The organism is Sporosarcina sp. OR05, from assembly GCF_041414805.1.
GTDB classification, from domain to species: domain Bacteria; phylum Bacillota; class Bacilli; order Bacillales_A; family Planococcaceae; genus Sporosarcina; species Sporosarcina saromensis.
Map to the genome: position 1 here is coordinate 366,479 of NZ_JANKJL010000001.1, position 20,696 is coordinate 387,174.

Annotated in this window: 15 protein-coding genes and 1 other annotated feature; of the genes, 11 read left to right on the top strand and 4 right to left on the bottom strand. The window is 42.1% G+C overall.

What is annotated here, in order from left to right; all coding sequences use genetic code 11:
- The first annotated feature begins 298 nt into the window (after positions 1–298).
- The 3 genes from NRI27_RS01725 (at position 299) to brnQ (ending at position 6,246) form a co-directional block, all read left to right on the top strand.
- The gene (locus NRI27_RS01725; RefSeq protein WP_371389297.1) at positions 299–1,447 is read left to right on the top strand and encodes an exonuclease SbcCD subunit D; all 1,149 of its coding nucleotides are present in this window, start codon (positions 299–301) and stop codon (positions 1,445–1,447) included.
- The gene (locus tag NRI27_RS01730) at positions 1,444–4,521 is read left to right on the top strand and encodes an AAA family ATPase (RefSeq protein ID WP_371389298.1); all 3,078 of its coding nucleotides are present in this window, start codon (positions 1,444–1,446) and stop codon (positions 4,519–4,521) included. The genes NRI27_RS01725 and NRI27_RS01730 overlap by 4 nt, the downstream gene beginning before the upstream one ends.
- A gap of 372 nt (positions 4,522–4,893) precedes the next feature.
- The gene (gene brnQ, locus NRI27_RS01735) at positions 4,894–6,246 is read left to right on the top strand and encodes a branched-chain amino acid transport system II carrier protein (protein WP_371389299.1); all 1,353 of its coding nucleotides are present in this window, start codon (positions 4,894–4,896) and stop codon (positions 6,244–6,246) included.
- Positions 6,247–6,619: 373 nt separating this feature from the next.
- On the opposite strand, the gene NRI27_RS01740 is transcribed toward brnQ, so the two are convergent.
- On the bottom strand, positions 6,620–7,282 hold the full coding sequence (locus NRI27_RS01740) for a GntR family transcriptional regulator (RefSeq protein ID WP_317942742.1): 663 nt from the start codon (positions 7,280–7,282) through the stop codon (positions 6,620–6,622).
- A gap of 87 nt (positions 7,283–7,369) precedes the next feature.
- Entirely contained in the window at positions 7,370–7,885 is a 516-nt protein-coding gene (locus tag NRI27_RS01745) for a GNAT family N-acetyltransferase (RefSeq protein ID WP_371389300.1), read from the bottom strand.
- 124 nt (positions 7,886–8,009) lie between these two features.
- On the opposite strand from NRI27_RS01745, the gene NRI27_RS01750 reads away from it, so the two are divergent.
- The 3 genes from NRI27_RS01750 (at position 8,010) to NRI27_RS01760 (ending at position 9,955) form a co-directional block, all read left to right on the top strand.
- Positions 8,010–8,570: a 3D domain-containing protein gene (locus NRI27_RS01750; protein WP_371389301.1), complete on the top strand. Its 561-nt coding sequence runs from the start codon at positions 8,010–8,012 to the stop codon at positions 8,568–8,570.
- A gap of 111 nt (positions 8,571–8,681) precedes the next feature.
- Entirely contained in the window at positions 8,682–9,230 is a 549-nt protein-coding gene (locus NRI27_RS01755; protein ID WP_371389302.1) for a DUF4825 domain-containing protein, read from the top strand.
- A gap of 2 nt (positions 9,231–9,232) precedes the next feature.
- Entirely contained in the window at positions 9,233–9,955 is a 723-nt protein-coding gene (locus tag NRI27_RS01760; RefSeq protein ID WP_371389303.1) for an SDR family NAD(P)-dependent oxidoreductase, read from the top strand.
- A gap of 66 nt (positions 9,956–10,021) precedes the next feature.
- On the opposite strand, the gene mnmM is transcribed toward NRI27_RS01760, so the two are convergent.
- On the bottom strand, positions 10,022–10,612 hold the full coding sequence (mnmM, locus tag NRI27_RS01765) for a tRNA 5-(aminomethyl)-2-thiouridylate-methyltransferase MnmM (protein WP_371389665.1): 591 nt from the start codon (positions 10,610–10,612) through the stop codon (positions 10,022–10,024).
- A 246-nt stretch (positions 10,613–10,858) separates the two neighbouring features.
- Here mnmM and NRI27_RS01770 point away from each other — a divergent pair, with 246 nt between their 5' ends.
- The 4 genes from NRI27_RS01770 to leuS all read left to right on the top strand — a co-directional run bounded on the left by NRI27_RS01770 (position 10,859) and on the right by leuS (position 16,296).
- Positions 10,859–12,034 carry an MDR family MFS transporter gene (locus NRI27_RS01770; RefSeq protein WP_371389304.1) on the top strand — a complete coding sequence of 392 codons (1,176 nt, stop codon included), beginning with the start codon at positions 10,859–10,861 and terminating at the stop codon, positions 12,032–12,034.
- Positions 12,035–12,165: 131 nt separating this feature from the next.
- On the top strand, positions 12,166–12,852 hold the full coding sequence (locus tag NRI27_RS01775; RefSeq protein WP_317942754.1) for a CoA transferase subunit A: 687 nt from the start codon (positions 12,166–12,168) through the stop codon (positions 12,850–12,852).
- A gap of 18 nt (positions 12,853–12,870) precedes the next feature.
- Positions 12,871–13,518, top strand: coding sequence for a CoA transferase subunit B (locus NRI27_RS01780; RefSeq protein WP_317942756.1), 648 nt, complete (start codon positions 12,871–12,873; stop codon positions 13,516–13,518).
- Positions 13,519–13,585: 67 nt separating this feature from the next.
- Positions 13,586–13,802, top strand: a binding site (T-box leader).
- A gap of 76 nt (positions 13,803–13,878) precedes the next feature.
- Positions 13,879–16,296 (top strand): leucine--tRNA ligase, encoded by a 2,418-nt coding sequence (gene leuS, locus NRI27_RS01785; protein ID WP_371389305.1) that lies wholly within the window; start codon positions 13,879–13,881, stop codon positions 16,294–16,296.
- Between the two features lie 1,273 nt (positions 16,297–17,569).
- Here the strand turns inward: leuS and NRI27_RS01790 are convergent.
- Positions 17,570–18,835: a BaiN/RdsA family NAD(P)/FAD-dependent oxidoreductase gene (locus NRI27_RS01790; protein ID WP_371389306.1), complete on the bottom strand. Its 1,266-nt coding sequence runs from the start codon at positions 18,833–18,835 to the stop codon at positions 17,570–17,572.
- Between the two features lie 241 nt (positions 18,836–19,076).
- Here NRI27_RS01790 and NRI27_RS01795 point away from each other — a divergent pair, with 241 nt between their 5' ends.
- Positions 19,077–20,693, top strand: coding sequence for a putative polysaccharide biosynthesis protein (locus NRI27_RS01795; RefSeq protein ID WP_371389307.1), 1,617 nt, complete (start codon positions 19,077–19,079; stop codon positions 20,691–20,693).
- The last annotated feature ends 3 nt before the right edge of the window (positions 20,694–20,696 follow it).

The following is a 20,696-nucleotide window of genomic DNA, read 5'->3' on the forward strand; positions in this document are numbered from 1 at the left end:
GTATCATAACACTCGCGCTGTATCACAACATAAAGCGCCCGCATCACAACGTAAAGCCGTCGCATCGCAACGTACCGCGTTCGTATCACAACACTCGCGCTGTATCATAACATAAAGCGCCCGCATCACAACTTAAAGCCGTCGCATCGCAACGTACCACGTTCGCATCCCAACACTCCCGCCGTATCACCAGCGCCATCTCCCAAAAACTACATATCCATACGCGCGAATCAAGCGCTATCAATTCTACACAATTGCTGTAAAATAAAAGGTAGAACAGTAACAGGGGGAGAGGCAGTTGAAATTTTTCCATACGGCTGATTGGCATTTAGGAAAGCTCGTACAAGGTATTTATATGACTGAAGAACAGCGACATGTGTTGCAGCAGTTTATTCAAGCAGTAAAAGAGGAGAAGCCTGATGTCGTCGTCATTGCAGGGGATTTGTATGATCGGGCGGTGCCGCCAACGGATGCAGTGAACTTACTGGATGATGTATTGAAGGAAATTGTCGTAGATTTAGAGACACCTGTTATAGCGGTTGCTGGAAATCATGATAGTCCTAGTCGGTTGGATTTTGGTAGTGAATTGATGCGAAAAAATGGTTATTACATTGAAGGGCGCATTAAACGTCCAATAAAGCCAATCGTGTTAAAAGATGCGCATGGCGAAGTACATTTCCATCTCGTTCCTTATGCTGACCCTTCAATCTGCAGGCAAATCTATGAAGATGACACGATTGTAGATTTTACGACTGCTATGCAACGAGTGATTGGTGAAATGACGTTCGATCAAGATGCCCGCCATGTATTTGTTGGACATGCGTTTGTAACGCCACATGGTGAAGAGGAAGAGAACACGAGTGATTCAGAACGTCCGTTGGCAATCGGGGGTGCGGAGTATGTATCTGCACATCTTTTTAAGCCGTTCCATTACACAGCTTTAGGGCATTTACACCAAGCGCATTATGTGTTGAATGAACAGATACGGTATGCTGGTTCACCCATGAAATATTCGATATCGGAAGAACATCATAAAAAAGGATTTTACATCGTTGAAATGGATGCGGATGGTAAAGTTTCAGTGGAGAAACGAGAGCTTTATCCATTGCACGACATGCGGACAGTGGAAGGACATATGGACGAAATCTTAACGCTTCCTCCTAGTGATGACTTTGTTTTTGTGAAATTGCGAGATGAATCACCCGTTCTGTTTCCAATGGAAAAAGTGAAGTCGATATTTCCTAATGCGATGCATATCGAACGGAAAATGATGCGCACAACGGCTGCGACTTTGCAACAACACGAACGTGGGATACAAGAAAAACCGAATGACCAGACGTTATTCCGTTATTTTTATACACAAATGAACGATGTAGAACCTGATGAAGAAACTGAACGGATTTTCGCCGAAGTACTCCAAGAAGTGAAAGGTGGGAATGACGTATGAAGCCAATTCGATTGACAATGACCGCTTTTGGACCATACAAGGGGACAGAAACAATCGATTTTAGACAACTAGAAGACCATCGATTGTTTGTCGTGTCTGGGGCGACAGGTGCAGGTAAGACAACGATTTTTGACGGGATTTGTTTTGCACTTTATGGACAAGCAAGTGGGGAAGACCGGACAGATATCCGGTCGTTGCGTAGTGACTTTGCGGATGATGCCATTCAAACAGCAGTCGAATTAGTATTTACGATTCATCGACGTACCTATCGAATCATGCGTCAAATCCCATACATCAAAAAAGGAAACAAATCCGAGACATCCGCCAAATGTGAATTGTTTGAACTGACAGCAGAAGGTGAAACACCGATTGTGGATCGCCAAATCGTTTCAGAAATTAATCGGAAAGTTGAAGAACTTCTTGGATTAACACAAATCCAATTTAGTCAAATTGTCATGCTGCCTCAAGGGGAATTTCGTAAGTTTCTAACGTCAGATACAGAAAACAAAGAAGCGATTTTACGGAAAATCTTTAAGACTGACGATTATCGAGGCATAGTGGATGTGTTGAAAAAAAGGAAAGATACGGCTACATTGCAGTTGACAAATGAAAAAGCGAAAGCTGATCACTTTATTCAACAAATCACTGCAATCGTACCAACGAGAGAATCATTGCTATTTGAAGTGCTGCGGAATGAATATATGCTAACGTCTCAAGTGCTTGCAGGGCTGGACGAAGAAATCTTGTATTATACAGAAAAAGCTGTCGAAGATGAAAAGCTATACACAGAGGCACACAATAAGCATGGAGCTTTGCTCGAAACGTATCATTCAGCAAAAAACACGAATGAACAGTTTACTTTGCTCGAACAACGAAAGACGACGCTTGAAACATTAGAACAACAACAACCACACATTCAACTGAAAGAGAAACAACTTGCCGATGCAGACCGTGCGGCAATCATTCACGAAATCGAATCCTATTATATACAACAAGAGCAAGAAGTTTTGGCTAAGCGGCAAGAATTTGAAAAAACTACTGAACAAGTAGATGTTGCAATGGCACAATTAGCGGAAATCGAAAGAGTGTACAGTGAGGTTGAGCGTCAAGAACCTGAACGGAATGAGGCTTCTGAAAAGCTTATTCAACTGCGTCATCACTTGCCAGCCGTCACGCAATTAGCGGCAAAACAAGCACATGTCCACCAATTGCTTGGACATTTACGTGAGCTTCATTCAGATCATCATTATATTGCGGAAAAGGCCGCTACTTATCAAGAACAGCAAACACTTTTGAAAAAGCAAATTGCCGATGTTGAAGAAGCGATTGTGCCTTTCGATATGCTTGTCGAGCAACTGAACAAGTATGTAACAGACGTCAAAATTGTTGAAAAGCATGAACAATTACAAGCAGAATTAGCAAGTTGTACACAGACTGCAATGAATGCTTCAAGTGCTTTTCGTAAAGCGAAAGAAGAGTTTGAAGGGTTACAAAACAATTGGTTGAGCAATCAAGCTGCGCATCTAGCTCATGCTTTGCAAGAGGGGCAACCTTGTCCTGTATGTGGCAGTGTGGACCATCCTGAAAAACATGCACAGAGAGAAGGAGAAGCAGTTTCGCGAGAACAGCTCGAGAACAAGCGGGCACACTTAACAGAAGTAGAACGATCATTACGTGTGGCAGAGGCTAGACTGGAAACAATAAAAGAACAATCCACCGCACTGGAACAGGAAATGGCGGAAGAAAAAATTACTGACTCTGCAGAAGTAGTGAAAAGGAAGCAAGAGGAAATAGCTACAAAAGTACAAGTGTTAAAAGAGAAAAAAAGTGCCTGTACGCTCATGAAAGTACAGTTGTCTTCCTTTGAGAAGGAAGTGGCAGATTGGACAACAAAATTACATGCTATCGAAAAGCAATTAGCTGAACGGAACTTGGAGTATGAACGAGAATCCGCTTTGTTGCAACATGAAATAACGTCTATACCTGAAGAGGTCAGAAGCTTGCCTGCATTGGAAGCGGAAATTCAAAAAGCAGCCATTCATAAAGAAAAATTGGAAGCTTCGTGGATAGCTATTCAGAAGAAAAAGGAAGAAGCGAAAGAAAAACTTGCTACGTCAAAAAATGCTCAACAGTACGTTGAAAGAGCGGTCCATGAGTATGTACAAAAGAAGCAGCAAGCTGAAGCACGTTATAAAGACGCTTTACACCAATCGGATTTTAATTCTGAAGAGGCATACCGAAACGCAAAGTTGACGGAAGCGGAAAAGCGCATGTACAAAGAGGAAGTAAAACGGTTTAATGAGGACCTTCATGCAACAAAAACTGCAATTGTGGAGCTGGAAACGAGTCTCAAAGGCAAAGAGAAAATGGACACGTCCATACTGGCCGAACAAGTAGACCGCTTAAAAGATGCTTACGAACATGCATTGACAGAGTGGAAGGGTTCAATAGAATATGGAAAAGCGCTCAATCAATTAAGAAGCAACTTGCATAACACGTCTGAAGGGATTGAAGAATTAGAGCGTAAAGTGAGTAAACTGACAAGTCTCCATGATGTGATCAGGGGGCAAAATCACTTGAAACTCTCCTTTGAACGGTTTATTCAAATCGATTATTTGGAGCGAATCATCCAGTCCGCAAATAGTAGACTGCATAACCTGTCAAATGGCCAATTTGAGTTGATGCGTAGCGAAAGACAAGAAATACGAGGGAAACAAAGTGGCCTAGGGTTGGATGTATATGACGCATATACAGGGCAAAATCGAGACGTAAAGACAATGTCAGGGGGAGAAAAATTCAATGCCTCGCTTAGTCTTGCGTTAGGAATGGCGGATGTTATACAAAGTTTCCAAGGTGGAGTATCAATCGAAACGATGTTCATCGACGAGGGATTTGGAACGTTAGACGAAGAATCGCTTCACAAGGCAGTGGATACGTTGATCGATTTACAAAAATCAGGTCGGATGATCGGTGTCATCTCCCATGTTGAGGAATTGAAGAAGGCGTTGCCGGCAATACTAGAGGTTCGTAAATCGAACGAAGGACATAGTGAAACAAAATTTATATTAAAATGATGCGCTGATAGTCAGGTGATAAGTTTTTTAGTCATAAATCAGACGCGTAAGACGAATCGTAGTTTACTCCGTCTTACGCGTCTGTTTCTTTTTTATACGGTAGGTCTCTTAATGGTTTATTTTGGTTAAAATTAAGTAGATGAATAAATAAACGGTATAGTGTATAGCGGTGAACGGAAAAGGCATCCAAAAGTCCATTTGTTAGTCATCGTTCGTTTGGATTTTTTATAAACTTGTATTTTATGAATTGATTATATATTCAAATAATAATTTGCTGTTGCAATTAGTGGTTTGTCCACGTATGATAAATGCCAGCGATATATTGCATATGCATCAAGATAAACTTACAAGAAGAAAGGATTCTATCATTCTATGCAAAATAAACTGTCTTTTTCATCTTTTCTTTTAATTGGCGTCATGTTATTTGCTCTGTTCTTTGGAGCAGGTAACTTAATCTTTCCGGCACAATTAGGACAATACGCAGGAACGAACCTTTGGCCGGCGGTTATTGGGTTTCTTATTACCGGTGTGGGTTTACCGTTCTTAGGTATTCTAGCTATGGGCTTTTCAGGTAGCCGCAACTTGCAGGATTTGGCGAGCAGGGTGCATCCTGTATACGCTGTGTTATTCACATCGTTGCTCTACTTGACGATTGGACCGTTTTTTGCGGCACCTCGTACAGGAGCGGTCGCGTTTGATATTGGAATTGCAACATTCATTCCTGAAAGTGCACAAGGAACGGCTCTTTTCATTTTTACACTTGTATTTTTTGGTGTCACCTTGTGGCTTTCATTAAATCCGGCTAAAATTGTTGATCGGGTCGGGAAAGTGATGTCTCCTGCAATCATAGTATTACTGCTTGTTTTATTAGTGATGGCATTTGTGAATCCGATTGGTTCATTCCAATCTCCAGAAGATGCGTATGCTTCCGGAGCATTCATGAAAGGTTTTACAGAAGGCTATAATACAATGGATGCCCTGGCTTCACTTGTATTTGGAATCATCGTCATAAATGCAATCCGAGCGCTGGGCGTGACGGACAAAGTACAGATTTTATCAGCAACAGCTAAAACGGGTGTTATTGCTGCTGGGTTCCTTGGCTTGTTGTATGTTGGTATCGCTTATTTAGGCGCGACAACGACTGAGAAGTTTGGATTGTTTGATACGGGTGGTCCTGTATTAAGTGGCGCAGCTGCCCATTACTTCGGTACGTTTGGTTCAATCATGTTGGCAATTATCATTATCTTGGCTTGTTTAACGACAAGTATCGGTTTAATGACAGCTTGTGGAGAGTATTTCACAACGATCATTCCTTCAGTCAGTTATAAGATGTTTGTCACGATTTTCACGACATTCTGTTTCATCGTTGCGAATTTCGGATTGTCAAACATTATAACGTATTCGATTCCAGTATTAATGTTCCTTTATCCACTAGCAGTCGTTCTTATGCTATTGACGTTCACGTCACCGTTATTTAAGCATGCTCGACTTGTGTATATCAGTGCAACAGTTGTTGCTCTTGCAATTAGTACAATTGATGGTGTGAAGACATTGTACGGGACGCTTGAATATACAGAAGAGCAATGGCCGAACTGGTTAACGTCAATTGTATCGTTTTATACAAATGTTTTACCTTATTATGGCGAAGGGCTAGGTTGGTTGTTGCCGGTACTGGCAGTCATGGTTGTAACAGGGATTATCGCAAGAGTCATGAAGTTAACGTAAGGAAAAGTAAACAGGTTGAAATGAACAGAGGCTGGGACAAAACTCTAAATAGACCGTTCCTCTGCGCTCCAAAAGGCACGCTTTCCGCGGGGCGCGCTTGAGCCTCCTCGTCTGCGTCGCTTCGCTTTGCTCCCTGTGGGGTCTCAACATTCGCGCTAAATCCCGCAGGAGTCGGCCTTTTTCCGCTCCGATCCACTTATGAAGATAAAAAAGAAACATTGTAAAAGCAGAAAAAATGCATGCCGGCGAATTTGCCTTCATGCATTTTTTATGTTTTGTCCCAGCCTCTTTATTATTTTTTCATCTTTACAGCTTCGAATTCAGGAAGTGCTCGATTGATTTTGTATTGTGGCATACTCCCTAAAATCTTCAATTACTCTGTTTCCAATGAGCGAAATTCATCTATCGCTCTGAGCCAATTCTCGCGCATGACAGATGAAACCAAATCCGCCTTTCCTTCTTTCAAGAGCTCAATGATCTTTGAATGCTCATCAATCGATTTTTCCGTTAAGATGATGGAGTTCAAGAAGAAGAGCCGTCGCACATGTGTCTGCAACGAAGAGATGATTTGATGTATATATGGATTGCATGCAATGTCGACAATTATCTGATGAAACTCCTCGTCAATTTTTAAGGCAGAATAATAGTCTTTTGATCGAACAGCTTGCGCAAATCGTTCATTTGTTTGGACAAGTTCTCGTAACGATTCTTCCTGTAAATGGGGGATTGCTAATTCTGCTGCTAGAGCCTGTAATACAGCTAATGGAGGCAGAAGATCATTAATGGAGTCTTTATTCACTTCCGTAACTTGTGTTGCTTTCCCAGGATACATTTTAACGAAACCTTGTACTTCCAATAATTGAAGCGATTCGCGAATGGGTGTCCTACTTACACCGAGTGCGTCTGCCAATTCTACATCATTCAGCTTTTCACCAGGTTGTAAGGTCCCATCAATAATCCATTGTTGAAGTTGGTTGAATGCGCTTTCTTTTGCTGTTTTACGTGTGGTTTTTTGATGTTCCGAAGGTATCGGCATATACAGTCACCTTCCTGCTGCAATTTGTAGTTTAAGTATACAGGAAATAACTGTTTATGGAAAGTGGAGATATGCAATATATTGCGTTTAGATCTTTCGTTTATAAATTGACGATATGTCATGCTCTTCTTCGGAGGCACCATAAGCAAGATCTTCGTGTGAAAAAGTAAATCCTCTTGATTCATAAAAAGGGATGCCATACTTGTTCCCTTTGGCCACTGCAACTTTCTGTTCACTTGCACCATACAGATGCTTTTGAAGTTTTGTATAGAAATTCAACAGCCTTGTCCCCACACCTAAGCCTCTCTCCTTAGGATCTACATAGAAGACGTATATTTCTCCTGTAGTTTCATCAATCATTCCTCCACCAATTGCACCAACGATTTTCCCACGACTTTCAGCAATGACGTAGCCATGCCAGCTTCTGTCGGTTGTTGTAATTTCCTGTTTAATCCGTTCGACATTGTAATATTTCAATATGAGACGTTCAATATAAGCGCTTGAATAAAGTTCCTCATAAGTGAACCATTGACACATTGAAAGCAAGTGGGATAAGTGTTTTGCTTCATGTATTTCTGCCTTTCTTATTGAAAGTTCCGTCAAATTAAAGCGCCTCCTCTTGTAATAATTGGCTAGGATTTGTAATGCGAATGGATATATTTTGTAACGTCGCTGTAATATAAGGCTGATAATCTATGGATAGACTAAAAAGTAAGGAGTAGAAAACTTGAAAAAACATATTGTGACGTTCATTTTTACAGTAGTTTTATTGATCGGTGGAACGACCGAAAGTTTTGCCGCTTCTTCATCGTACACAGTCAAAAAAGGTGACACCCTTTACAGCATCGCCAAAGCTTACAACATTTCGATAACAGACCTAAAAGCGTGGAACGGATTAACATCAAACATGATTTATCCAAAGCAAGCTCTAAAACTCACAAATGGTGGAACACAAGCTGCAAGTAAAACACCATCGAGATCCAATGAAAGTAATGTGGTAAAAGAATTAACGGTATCAGCAAGTGCATATACTGCCAATTGTAACGGTTGTTCTGGAATTACTGCAACTGGCATTAATCTAAAACGCAATCCAGATGCGAAAGTCATCGCGGTCGATCCATCAATAATTCCATTAGGGACAAAAGTTTACGTGGAAGGATATGGGTATGCGGTAGCAGGAGATATCGGCGGCGCGATTAAAGGAAATAAAATTGACGTCTTTTTCCCAACAAAAAGCGAAGCGTTCAAGTGGGGACGTAAAGACGTGAAAATAAAGATTCTAAAATAAGAACTGTTTAGCCAATCCCTTTAATGACAGAGGGGTTGGCTTTTACTATTTTTTTAACTTATCAACTATTCGTGGTAAACTAGTAGGAAACGGGTAAGTGGGGGAATGGCAATGGATAAACGCAGAATGATTATCGGTCTACTTATATTGCTTGTTGTACCAATATACATATGGATTGCTTACTTTGAAATTCCAGACAAGGCTAAAGTCGGTGAGGAGAAGCTTCAGCAAGATCCTTTAACGCATGATTACGAAAAAATGCTGTCTTTTCGAACTACCTATATGGGAGATGCATCAAATACGAATGCATTCTTTGAAGCTTTGCCGTTGAACGAACATAAAGGGACGATTGAAATGGATTCGAATCGCTTTTATCTCCTCGTTCATTATCCGATAGCTACTTCCGATCTGGATGGTATTGCTGAACAGGCGGTAATTTATAATACAACTGCTGCATTTGTGTTAATTGGTAACCTTCAAGAAATAGAATTGAAATTCCAAGATCAATCATTTAAGGTGACTCGGGATCGAGTGGAGAAGTGGTTTGGAGACGATTTTACAACGTTGAGCGAACCGTCGAACTTCAAAGAGAAGGTGCAACAACGATTAGATGATTCATCACTGAATGAGTGGCTAGCCGCTTATACGGAAGGAGAATGACAATGGATATTTATATTGTAACAGGTGCTTCAAAAGGGCTTGGGTTTGAATTGTGCCAGCAGTTAACAGAACGAGGACATGAAGTAATTGGCGTTGCTCGTACGAAAACATCGGGGATTAAGCAGTTCATTGAGGCAGATTTAAGCCAAACCGACAACTTAGAAGACACGATTCATCGAATTATTGAAGAATATGAACAGAAAGCGACCTCATTTACCTTGATTAATAACGCTGGAACTGTAGAGCCGATTGGTCTAATTGGAACGGTAACTGCTAGGCAGATGGAGCAAGCTATCGCGTTGAATTTGACAGCTCCGATGGTATTGTCAAATGCTTTCATTTCAAAGTTGAAGAGCTTCCGTGGTCAAAAGCGTATTGTTTCTATCTCGTCTGGAGCGGGAAGGAATGCGTATGAAGGTTGGGGTGTTTATTGTACGACTAAAGCAGGATTAGACCATTTCACAAGAGTCGCTGCAATCGAACAGCAATCTGCAACCTATCCTGTCGATGTGATGTCCATTGCTCCAGGTATTATCGACACCGGGATGCAAGAAACAATTCGTTCGAGTGATGCCTCGGATTTTCCATTGCTTGACCGCTTTGTTGATTATAAGGAACAAGGTAAGTTGAGTAGTGCAGAAGAGGTCGCGGGTAAATTGATTGCTTTGCTAGATCGCAAGGACTTCCGTTCTTTTTGTCCGATTGCGGATATTCGAGAAATCTAACGTAACCGAATCAGTATGTACTAAAACCGCGTGGAGACAAAATCTACATTGTCCCTACGCGGTTACTTAATTTTCCATTAGAATTACTTCATCAAATTCCCTGACTTTTTCTATGGCAATCAAGAATGGTGGGTTATTTCGTTGATTCAACAATTCGTATCGAATAACATGGACGTCCGCCTGCCGTAACGTTTTTACGTACTGGAGTAACGCATCTCGCTCTTGTGGTCCGCCTTCGTGTCCGTCATAGACAGATACAGTGATGATTCCACCTTTTTTTAACAGTGCAAGGAGTTTATGAATCGCTTCAATAGTGGATTCGGGTTTTGTAATGATGGTTGGATCGTCACTGTAAGGGAGGTACCCTAAGTTGAACATCGCTCCGCCGATAGGCTTTTGCACGTATCGGTCCACATGTGCATGGCTATCTAACACCAAATCCACTCGATTAGCCAAGCCAGCCAATCTTTCTTTCGTTGCGCATAGAGCGGCTTGTTGGATGTCGAATGCAAATACCTTTCCTTCTTCACCAATTAACTCCGCTAAGAAAACGGTATCGTTTCCATTACCGGCCGTTGCATCGACAACGGTTTCTCCTGCAACTACGGTTTCGGCTAGCAACCTTTTCGCGAAGGGTAAAACTCTATGTAATCGGATTTGACGCATGTATATGAACCTCTTTCTGTTTTTTTACTGATCAAATGAGCAACTTCATTGTAACATGCGGCAATGAGATGGCATCATCTGAATTGTGAAACTTATTCTGATTATCTTGTGAATGCGGGAAAAAAGGCATACACTCAAAATATTGACTGTAAATGGATTTTCCTCACTGTCTATTCTGAGACATATTGAAGAATCCCGAAGTCATAACGAAGATGATCGGAATGGAGGCGATTGCCATTGCCTAAAAAAGTTTGGCTGCTCGTCATAGGGATGTTAGTGAATGTTATTGGTAACTCATTTCTATGGCCGTTAAATACAATTTATATGCATGAATACCTTGATAAGTCATTGGCGGTTGCCGGTCTTGTCCTCATGGCGAATGCCGGGGCAGGCGTTGTCGGAAATCTGCTCGGTGGTTTTTTATTTGACAAAATAGGCGGATTTAAATCCATTATGGCAGGAATTGTACTGTCCATCATAGCTCTTGTTTATCTTGTCTATGATCATAGTTGGTATCCATACATCATCTTTTTGACGATTTTAGGATTTAGTGGCGGCATTATTTTTCCAAGTATGTTTGCCATGGTCGGTTCTGTTTGGCCGGAAGGTGGAAGAAAAGCATTCAATGCCATTTACCTTGCTCAAAATGTAGGTGTCGCCATTGGACCTGCACTAGCGGGATTAGTAGCATCTGTTCATATCGATTATATATTTTTTGCGAATCTGGTATTTTATATCGTGTTTTTAGCGATTGCGTATTTCGGCTATAAAAACCTTGATATTGCACCGGACCGTCATACGGATGTTATTCGGGAAGCGGGTCGAATCAAACATAAAGCGCCCTTTTACGCTTTGCTCATCCTTGTGTCAGGGTATTTGATTACATGGCTTGTGTATTCACAATGGGCCACAACGATTTCAACACATGCGTTGTCTCTTGGCATTTCACTAAGGGAATATAGTTTCATTTGGACGATAAACGGATTGCTGATTGTTTTAGGTCAGCCGCTGATTAAACCCCTTATTAAGCGGTTGGAGCACCAGTTGAAAATGCAAATGTTCATTGGCACAAGCATTTTTACCCTCTCTTTTATTGTTGTCAGTTTTGCGGAGACGTTTGAAATGTTCATCGTGTCAATGGTTATTCTGACATTTGGTGAAATGATTGTATGGCCAACGATTCCAACGCTTGCTAGCCAATTTGCCCCGAAAGGCAGAGACGGTTTTTATCAAGGAATTGTTAACTCGGCAGCCACAATTGGGCGGATGATTGGTCCGTGGGCAGGTGGAGTTCTTGTTGTAATGTATGACATGAAAATTATGCTACTCATACTGACGAGCTTCATGGCGTTTACCTTGCTGACAACCGTGTTGTATGATCGTCCATTGCGAAATTTCGAGCAGAAAGAGTAGCTAGAATAGGAGTTATCAAACCGGGAAATCGATATTGATTTCCCGGTTTTCAGTTTAGAAGATTGCGTCTTACGAAATAGTTTGATTAAATGAAGAGAGAACCATTTACTGAATTGAAGGGGGAACGCGAAATGAAACCGATCTATTCGACAGCGATGGAAGCGATTTCACAAATTGAAGACGGGGCAACATTAATGGTGGGGGGATTTGGTCTCGTCGGAATCCCTGAACAGCTCATCTTGGCGCTTGTTGAAAAAGGAGTAAAGGATTTAACAATCATTTCGAATAACTGTGGCGTAGATGACTGGGGATTAGGTCTTTTATTAAAAGAAAAACAGATTAAGAAAATGATAGGGTCTTATGTTGGTGAGAATAAAGAATTTGAACGCCAAGTGTTAGCTGGAGAAATTGAAGTAGAGCTGACGCCACAAGGAACGTTAGCGGAGAAAATCCGAGCAGGTGGTGCAGGAATTCCAGCATTTTACACGCCAGCAGGGGTTGGAACGACTGTAGCTGAAGGCAAAGAGATTCGTACATTCAACGGCAAGGAATATGTTCTCGAAGAAGCGTTAGTGGCAGACTTCTCTCTCGTTCGAGCGGCTAAAGCGGATAAAATCGGAAATCTCATTTATAACAAAACGGCTCAAAACTTTAATCCGATGATGGCAGCGGCAGGTCGTGTGACGATAGCAGAAGTGGAAGAACTTGTAGAAATCGGAGAACTTGATCCTGCAATGATCCATACACCAAGCATTTATGTACAAGGTCTGTTGCAGGCTAAACAAGAAAAGCGGATTGAGAGATTGACAACTCGATAAGGAAGGGGAATGTTCACGATGACGAAAATCAATTTCAGGGAACGGATTGCAAGACGTGCAGAAAAGGAAATTAAAGATGGCGATTATGTCAATCTTGGAATTGGGATGCCGACACTCGTTGCTAATTACATTTCAGACAACAAGACGGTTGTTCTGCAATCAGAGAACGGGTTACTTGGGATTGGTCCGTATCCGACGGAAGAAGAAGTCGATCCAGATTTAATTAATGCGGGGAAAGAAACCGTGACAACGATTCCGGGTTCCTCCTTTTTCAATAGTGCAGAGTCATTTGCAATGATTCGTGGAGGCCATGTAGACGTGGCAATTCTCGGAGGTATGGAAGTTTCTGAACAAGGTGACTTGGCGAATTGGATGATTCCAGGCAAGATGATTAAAGGCATGGGCGGTGCGATGGATCTTGTGCATGGCGCAAAGAAGATCATTGTCATCATGGATCATACCGCAAAGGATGGATCCCCGAAGATTAAGAAGGCGTGTACACTTCCTCTAACAGGAAAAGGTGTCGTGCATAAGATTATTACCGAGCGCGCGTTAATAGAAGTGACACCGGACGGCTTGGAATTGAAGGAAGTATTTGAAGGCTTTACGGTTCAAGATGTTATTGATTCTACCGAAGCGGAATTGATTGTCAAAGAATTAGCGTAATCCCTTGAAATGATTAGTTGTAATTCGGAACTTTATCGGGTACACTACAATAAAATGATATGAAATAGCGTTGGCGTTGAAGAGGAATAGTAATCGGCTTTAGTCATTCAAGAGAGCAGGCGGAAGGTGCAAGCCTGTATGACGGATCGATGAACTCGCCTATGAGCCTGTATCGGTGAAAGATCAGTAGCTGGTGCCGTTTTCCGCGTTAAGGAATCAAGTTGGGCGACCTCGTCGTCAATTTGGGTGGCACCGCGGGAGTAACAATACCTCTCGTCCCTTATTTTGTTAAGGGACGGGAGTTTTTTTTATTCCCAAAATGCCGTGCGCAAATCGTGTCAATGGGAAGGAATGAATGGTATGAGTTATCAACATGTAAAGATTGAGAAGAAGTGGCAGGACTATTGGAAAGACCATAAAACGTATAAATTGGTCGATGATGAAACAAAACCGAAGTTTTATGCACTTGATATGTTCCCTTATCCTTCCGGTGCGGGATTGCACGTCGGTCATCCACTCGGGTATATTGCAACGGATATTTTAAGTTCATTTAAGCGAAAGCAAGGCTACAATGTGTTGCATCCAATGGGTTGGGATGCGTTTGGTTTGCCAGCTGAGCAGTATGCAATTGATACAGGGAATGATCCTGCTGAATTTACAGCGAAAAACATTGCAACATTCAAACGCCAAATGAATGATCTTGGCTTTTCCTATGATTGGGACCGTGAAGTGAACACGACGGATCCAAAATATTACAAATGGACACAGTGGATCTTCATCCAATTGTACAAAAAAGGATTGGCGTACATTGACGAAGTGCCTGTTAACTGGTGTCCAGCGTTAGGAACAGTCCTAGCAAACGAAGAAGTGATTGACGGTGTTTCTGAACGTGGCGGCCACCCGGTTGAACGTCGTCCGATGCGCCAATGGGTATTGCGTATAACGGAATATGCAGATCGCTTGCTAGAAGATTTGGATGACCTAGATTGGTCAGAAAGCTTGAAAGACATGCAGAGGAATTGGATTGGTCGTTCGGAAGGTGCACAATTGACGTTTGCAATTGACGGAACAGATTTGTCATTTGAAGCATTTACAACGCGTCCCGATACGATTTTCGGTGCTACGTATGCAGTCTTAGCGCCAGAGCATAAGCTTGTTGATAAAATTACGACGGCTGAACAGAAGGAAGCGGTCGCAGCGTATTTGAATAAAGTGAAGACAAAAAGTGATTTAGAACGAACAGATTTAGCAAAAGAGAAGACGGGTGTATTCACGGGCGCGTATGCGATTAATCCTGCGAGCGGTGAAAAAATGCCAATCTGGATTGCAGATTATGTCCTTGCTTCATACGGCACAGGTGCGATCATGGCGGTACCTGCGCATGACGAGAGGGACTATGAATTCGCAACTGAGTTCAACTTACCGATTGTTGAAGTTGTGGCGGGTGGCGACGTTTCCAAAGAACCGTATACAGGCGATGGGAAGCATATTAACTCTGAATTCCTTGACGGTCTGGATAAAGAAGAAGCAATTGCAAAAGCGATTGCTTGGTTTGAAGAGCAAGGCAAAGGCGAAAAGAAAATCACATACCGTCTACGTGATTGGTTATTCTCGAGACAACGTTATTGGGGTGAACCGATTCCAATCATCCATTGGGAAGATGGTACAATGACACCTGTTGACGAGTCTGAATTGCCATTGATGTTACCGAAAACGGACAATATCAAACCTAGCGGAACAGGCGAATCACCACTTGCTAATATCGAAGAGTGGGTAAATGTCGTTGATCCGAAGACAGGAATGAAAGGTCGTCGTGAAACAAATACGATGCCGCAATGGGCAGGAAGCTGCTGGTACTACTTACGTTATATCGATCCGGATAACGAGGAAATGCTAATCGATCCGAAGCTTGCTGGACGTTGGCTACCGGTTGATATTTACGTCGGCGGTGCAGAACACGCGGTACTTCATTTGTTGTATGCACGTTTTTGGCATAAAGTGCTTTACGATATCGGTGTTGTGCCAACGAAAGAGCCATTCCAAAAACTATTCAACCAAGGAATGATTTTAGGAGAAGGGCATGTGAAAATGTCCAAATCACTCGGCAATGTCATTAACCCTGATGATATCGTTCATTCACACGGCGCGGACACACTACGTTTATACGAAATGTTCATGGGACCACTTGATGCATCCAAAGAATGGTCGACAAATGGTCTTGAAGGTTCACGCAGATTCCTTGATCGGATCTGGCGTTTGTTCGTGAATGAAGATGGCACACTTAGCTCGAAAATTGGTGGCGAACCAGGTGGATCACTTGAAAAAATCTATCACCAAACCGTCAAGAAAGTAACGGAAGACTTTGAAGGAATGCGCAATAACACAGCGATTTCTCAAATGATGGTGTTTATTAATGAAGGCTATAAAGCTGATTCAATTCCGAAAGAATTTGTTGAAGGCTTCCTCATTATGATTTCGCCAATCACTCCGCATCTTGCAGAAGAACTTTGGGAGAAGTTAGGCCATACGGAATCCATTGCGTATGTCGCTTGGCCGACATACGATGAGTCAAAACTGACAGACGATACTGTGGAAATTGCCGTTCAAATCAACGGTAAAGTCCGTGCGAAAATTGAGGTTGCAAAAGATATCTCAAAAGAAGACCTTGAAAAAGTAGCATTGGAAGACGAGCAAGTGAAACAATGGATTGAAGGGAAAGAGCTGAAGAAAGTCATTGCGATTCCTGGAAGATTAGTGAACATTGTTGCGGTAGGATGAAATTGAATCCGTGGGAAAGGTGTATACCTTTTCCGCGGATTTTTTTGCATGTGGAAGTTTGTTGGAGTAGTGCTAGAGAGAGTGTGATCGCAAAGTTTTGGAGCAGGATTAGGTGTTGAAGTGTTGTGGAATTGCTTACTAGCTGCTGATTGTGTAGGATTGTCCATTTTTACAATCGATAATTTTCTATTAAATGGATGAGTGGTGATAAAACGGTGATGAGCGGTGATAATTGGGCGACAAGCGGTGATAAACTGGCGTTGAGCGGTGATAACGGTCAGACAAGCGGTGATAAAACACGTATAAGCGGTGATAACGCAGATTAAGATCGAGGATGAGCGTTTGATTTCACTTGGAAATGGAGTATCGGTGGTAAAGTTGCTTGAATCGGTGGTAAACGGTCTAGAGACGGTGGTAAATGGGGGAGAACCGGTGGTAACGAGCCGAGAATCGGTGGTAAACTCACCTGAATCGGTGGTAACGTGAAATGCCCGCTCCTTAGATTGCTTCTTCCACTGAAAAATGGCGAATCGGTGATAAACTGGTCCGAATCGGTGATAACTACTCGAGAATCGGTGATAAACGTTCGAGAAACGGTGATAACCACCTTCGAACCGGTGATAACGCAAAATACCGTTCCGGTGAGTGATTGATTTCACTGAAAAATAACGAATCGGTGGTAAACAGTCTGGAAACGGTGGTAAATGGGTGAGAACCGGTGGTAACATGCCGAGAATCGGTGATAACCACCTTCGAAACGGTGATAACGCAAAATACCGTTCCGGTGAGTAATTGATTCCACTGAAAAATGATGAATCGGTGGTAAAGAGCCGAGAATCGGTGGTAAACGGTCTAGAGACGGTGGTAAATGGATGAGAAACGGTGGTAACGTGCCGAGAAACGGTGGTAAACTCATCTGAATCGGTGGTAACGTGAAATGCCCGCTCCTTAGATTGCTTCTTCCACTGAAAAATGGCGAATCGGTGATAAACTGGTCCGAATCGGTGATAACTGCCTGAGAATCGGTGATAAACGCTCGAGAACCGGTGATAACGGTCCTAGAATCGGTGATAACCACCTTCGAATCGGTGATAACGATTTCCTCGAATAAAATGATGCCGATTTATACGTCTAAGCAACTCATAAAAATTTATTTATCAATTAACCATAAGTCGCATATAATAGAAGGCAACTTTCATGCTAGAAAGCCGTTCAATACATAACAACAAAAAAACACCAGGGCGCTTATTCCCTGGTGTTGACGTATGTGCACTTACTGTTTTTCGGCAAATGCGCCTGCATTCATTCCGGCAATTCTTCCTGTGACAAGTGCTGATGTAATATTATAGCCGCCCGTGTAGCCGTGAATATCTAAAATTTCTCCACAGAAGTAAAGCCCGGCTTTTTTACGGGACGCCATCGTTTTTGGTTCAATCTCTTTTGTGGAAACTCCTCCACCGGTTACAAACGCTTTTTCGATGGGTTGTGTGCCGTTGACGGTCATTGGAAATTCTTTTAGTAAGCTAGCAAGTTTCCGTATTTTTTCATTGGAAAGACCTGCTCCTACGTCTGAATGATCAATGCCTGCTTGATCGAAAAGGAAGAGGAGCCATCGTTCAGGCACAATGCCTTTTAAGCTGTTTTTGATTGCTTTTTTCGGATCTTCCTTTAACATCGCGTGAATCGTCTGGAATGTCGCTTCTTTATTCAAAGAAGGAAGAGAGTCGATTCGCATGTCAACGGGTTGTTTGCCGTTTTTCATCTGTTCTTTTACGACAAACTGACTGCAACGTAAAATGGCTGGACCGCTTAATCCGAAGTGGGTGAAAAGCATGTCCATCTGGTGGGTAACAAGTGTTTTGCCTTTTGCATTTAACACGGAAACCGCAACGTTACGGAGTGCGAGTCCTTGTAACTCGTTCGTTTCAATGAATGGTTCATTGGAAAGTAGTGGAACTTCCGTTGGGTAAAGTGTCGTGACGGTATGTCCTGCTTTTTCAGCCCATGGATAGCCATCTCCTGTACTGCCGGTTTGGGGCACTGCTTTTCCGCCTACAGCCACAACGACTGCGTTTGCTCGGATTTCTTCGCCGGATTCAAGACGGACGCCCAATATCCGCTCATCATCCATTAAAAGTTTTTTCACGCGAGTAGACAGTTGCACATCAACATGAAGGCGGTCCATTTCTTGTAAGAGGGCATTTACAACATCTTTTGCTTTATTCGAAACAGGAAACATCCGTCCGTGATCTTCTTCCTTTAACGGTACGCCAAGTCCTTCGAAAAATGCAATGATGTCTTCATTGTTAAAAACAGAGAACGGACCGTATAGAAAGCGGCCATTTCCTGGTATATTTTTCACAATTTCTTCGAGTGGAAGACGGTTCGTCACGTTGCAACGCCCACCACCTGAAATTGATAATTTATTGCCGAGTTTTTTTCCTTTGTCGAGCAACAGCACTTTATTGCCATGCTCTGCCGCAGCGATGGACGCCATCAAGCCTGATGGACCCCCGCCGACGATAATGACGTCATACATAGTTGGAACCACACTTTCGGTTTTTTCTTCATTATACATGATGTGTCAATTCAACACGTACATACCTACAGTATAAGTGTCTGTGAGCAATGTCTTTCGTAATGAATCGTTTTTCTTATATAAAATTAGGGTAAACACTTGTATTCTGTTAGTCCTAGTTAATCATTGTGTATTGAGCGAGCTGGAGGTAAACTGTTAAGTAGCTTCAATGGAAAAGTTCTATAGATTGGAAGGATCTTACATGTCATCAAATCTTGTCAAAGGTACGGCCATTTTAACGATTGGTCTTTTTTTATCAAAAGCATTGGGCTTATTATACGTCATCCCTTTTTATGCAATTGTTGGAGAAGAAAATATCGGCTTATACCAATATGCTTACATACCTTATAATTTGGCGTTAGCAGTTGCTATCTCAGGTGCACCGCTTGCCATTTCAAAGTTTGTTTCGAAATATAATGCAGTCGGAGATTATGCAACCGGGCGGAAGTTAATGAAATCAGGGATGCTCGTCATGGCCATGACTGGCATTTTGTCGTTTTTAGTATTGTTCTTTTTGGCAGAACCGATTGCGCATTTAGTTATCACAAATGATGAAAAAGACTTTTCAATTGCCGAAGTTACATCTGTCATTCGTTGGGTAAGTTACGCGTTGCTTGTCGTGCCGCTGATGAGTATTGTCCGTGGGTATTTACAAGGAAATCAAAAGTTTGAACCGACATCCGTTTCGCAGCTTATTGAACAAATCGTCAGAATCATTGTCGTACTTCTTGGTGCGTTTATCGTCGTAAATGTTTTAGATCTTTCCCCACGGATAGCTGTTAAATTTGCAGTTTTTGCAGCCTTCATTGGTGCTTTGGCTGGTCTGGTAGTTTTATACAAATACTGGTTAAAATACAAGCCGGAATTTAACCAGCTATATGAAAGTAGTCCACCAGCAAGCGATGTTACGTTCATTGATATGTATAAAGAGGTCATTGGTTATACAATCCCATTTGTGCTTGTCGGCGTCGTCAATCCACTCTACCAATTTGTCGATATGATTACATTCAACTCGACAATGGAGTCGATTGGCCGAGAAGAAGTTGCGAAGACGTATTTTACGATGCTCAACTTTTTAACACATAAAATTGTTATGATTCCTGTTATGGTCGCGACTGGGTTCTCGATGGCATTGATTCCGGTTATTACAAGATTTTACACAAAAAATGACCAAAAAGGTATTACGCGATCGCTCGATCAAACTTATCAAATTATGCTGTTTCTCACTGCTCCAATGGTTCTTGGGCTCATCGTTCTTTCAAATCAAGTTTATACATTTTTCTATAGTGATAACCCGGTTGGCGCAGATGTCCTTGCAACATATGCTCCGGTTGCGATTCTATTCGGACTGTTCACTGTTACTGCAGCCATCCTACAGGGGATTGATAAGCATAAGTGGATAGTATTCACTTCGCTCGCTGGATTGCTCGTAAAAATGATTTTGAATATCCCGCTCATCAAGCTTTTCGAAGTGAACGGTGCAATCGCTGCAACAGCAATTGGGTACACAGTTGCAGTGGGGATTAATATTTATGTGATATCGAGAGTTCTGCACTATCAATTCAAAATGGTGTTTAGAAGGCTAATACTGATCGGGATTTTCAATGTAATCATGTTTATAGCTGTTCACTTTACGTTGAAGGGACTACTTGCATTCAGTCCCGTAGATGGTAAAATGCAGGCCTTACTTTATGTATTAATTTGTGCTTTCGTTGGTGTTGTCATCTATGGTGCATTGTCGCTGAAGTCGGGACTTGCACAAAAGTTATTTGGCGATCGTTTGACGAGAATCACAAGAAAGCTTGGTTTAGGAGGATAATAA

Excerpts from the sequence above, each read along its gene's own strand:
- NRI27_RS01730 (WP_371389298.1), top strand. The coding sequence starts at position 1,444 with ATGAAGCCAATTCGATTGACAATGACCGCTTTTGGACCATACAAGGGG.
- brnQ (WP_371389299.1), top strand. The coding sequence starts at position 4,894 with ATGCAAAATAAACTGTCTTTTTCATCTTTTCTTTTAATTGGCGTCATG.
- NRI27_RS01740 (WP_317942742.1), bottom strand. The coding sequence starts at position 7,282 with ATGCCGATACCTTCGGAACATCAAAAAACCACACGTAAAACAGCAAAA.
- NRI27_RS01755 (WP_371389302.1), top strand. The coding sequence starts at position 8,682 with ATGGATAAACGCAGAATGATTATCGGTCTACTTATATTGCTTGTTGTA.
- NRI27_RS01760 (WP_371389303.1), top strand. The coding sequence starts at position 9,233 with ATGGATATTTATATTGTAACAGGTGCTTCAAAAGGGCTTGGGTTTGAA.
- NRI27_RS01775 (WP_317942754.1), top strand. The coding sequence starts at position 12,166 with ATGAAACCGATCTATTCGACAGCGATGGAAGCGATTTCACAAATTGAA.
- NRI27_RS01780 (WP_317942756.1), top strand. The coding sequence starts at position 12,871 with ATGACGAAAATCAATTTCAGGGAACGGATTGCAAGACGTGCAGAAAAG.
- leuS (WP_371389305.1), top strand. The coding sequence starts at position 13,879 with ATGAGTTATCAACATGTAAAGATTGAGAAGAAGTGGCAGGACTATTGG.
- NRI27_RS01790 (WP_371389306.1), bottom strand. The coding sequence starts at position 18,835 with ATGTATGACGTCATTATCGTCGGCGGGGGTCCATCAGGCTTGATGGCG.
- NRI27_RS01795 (WP_371389307.1), top strand. The coding sequence starts at position 19,077 with ATGTCATCAAATCTTGTCAAAGGTACGGCCATTTTAACGATTGGTCTT.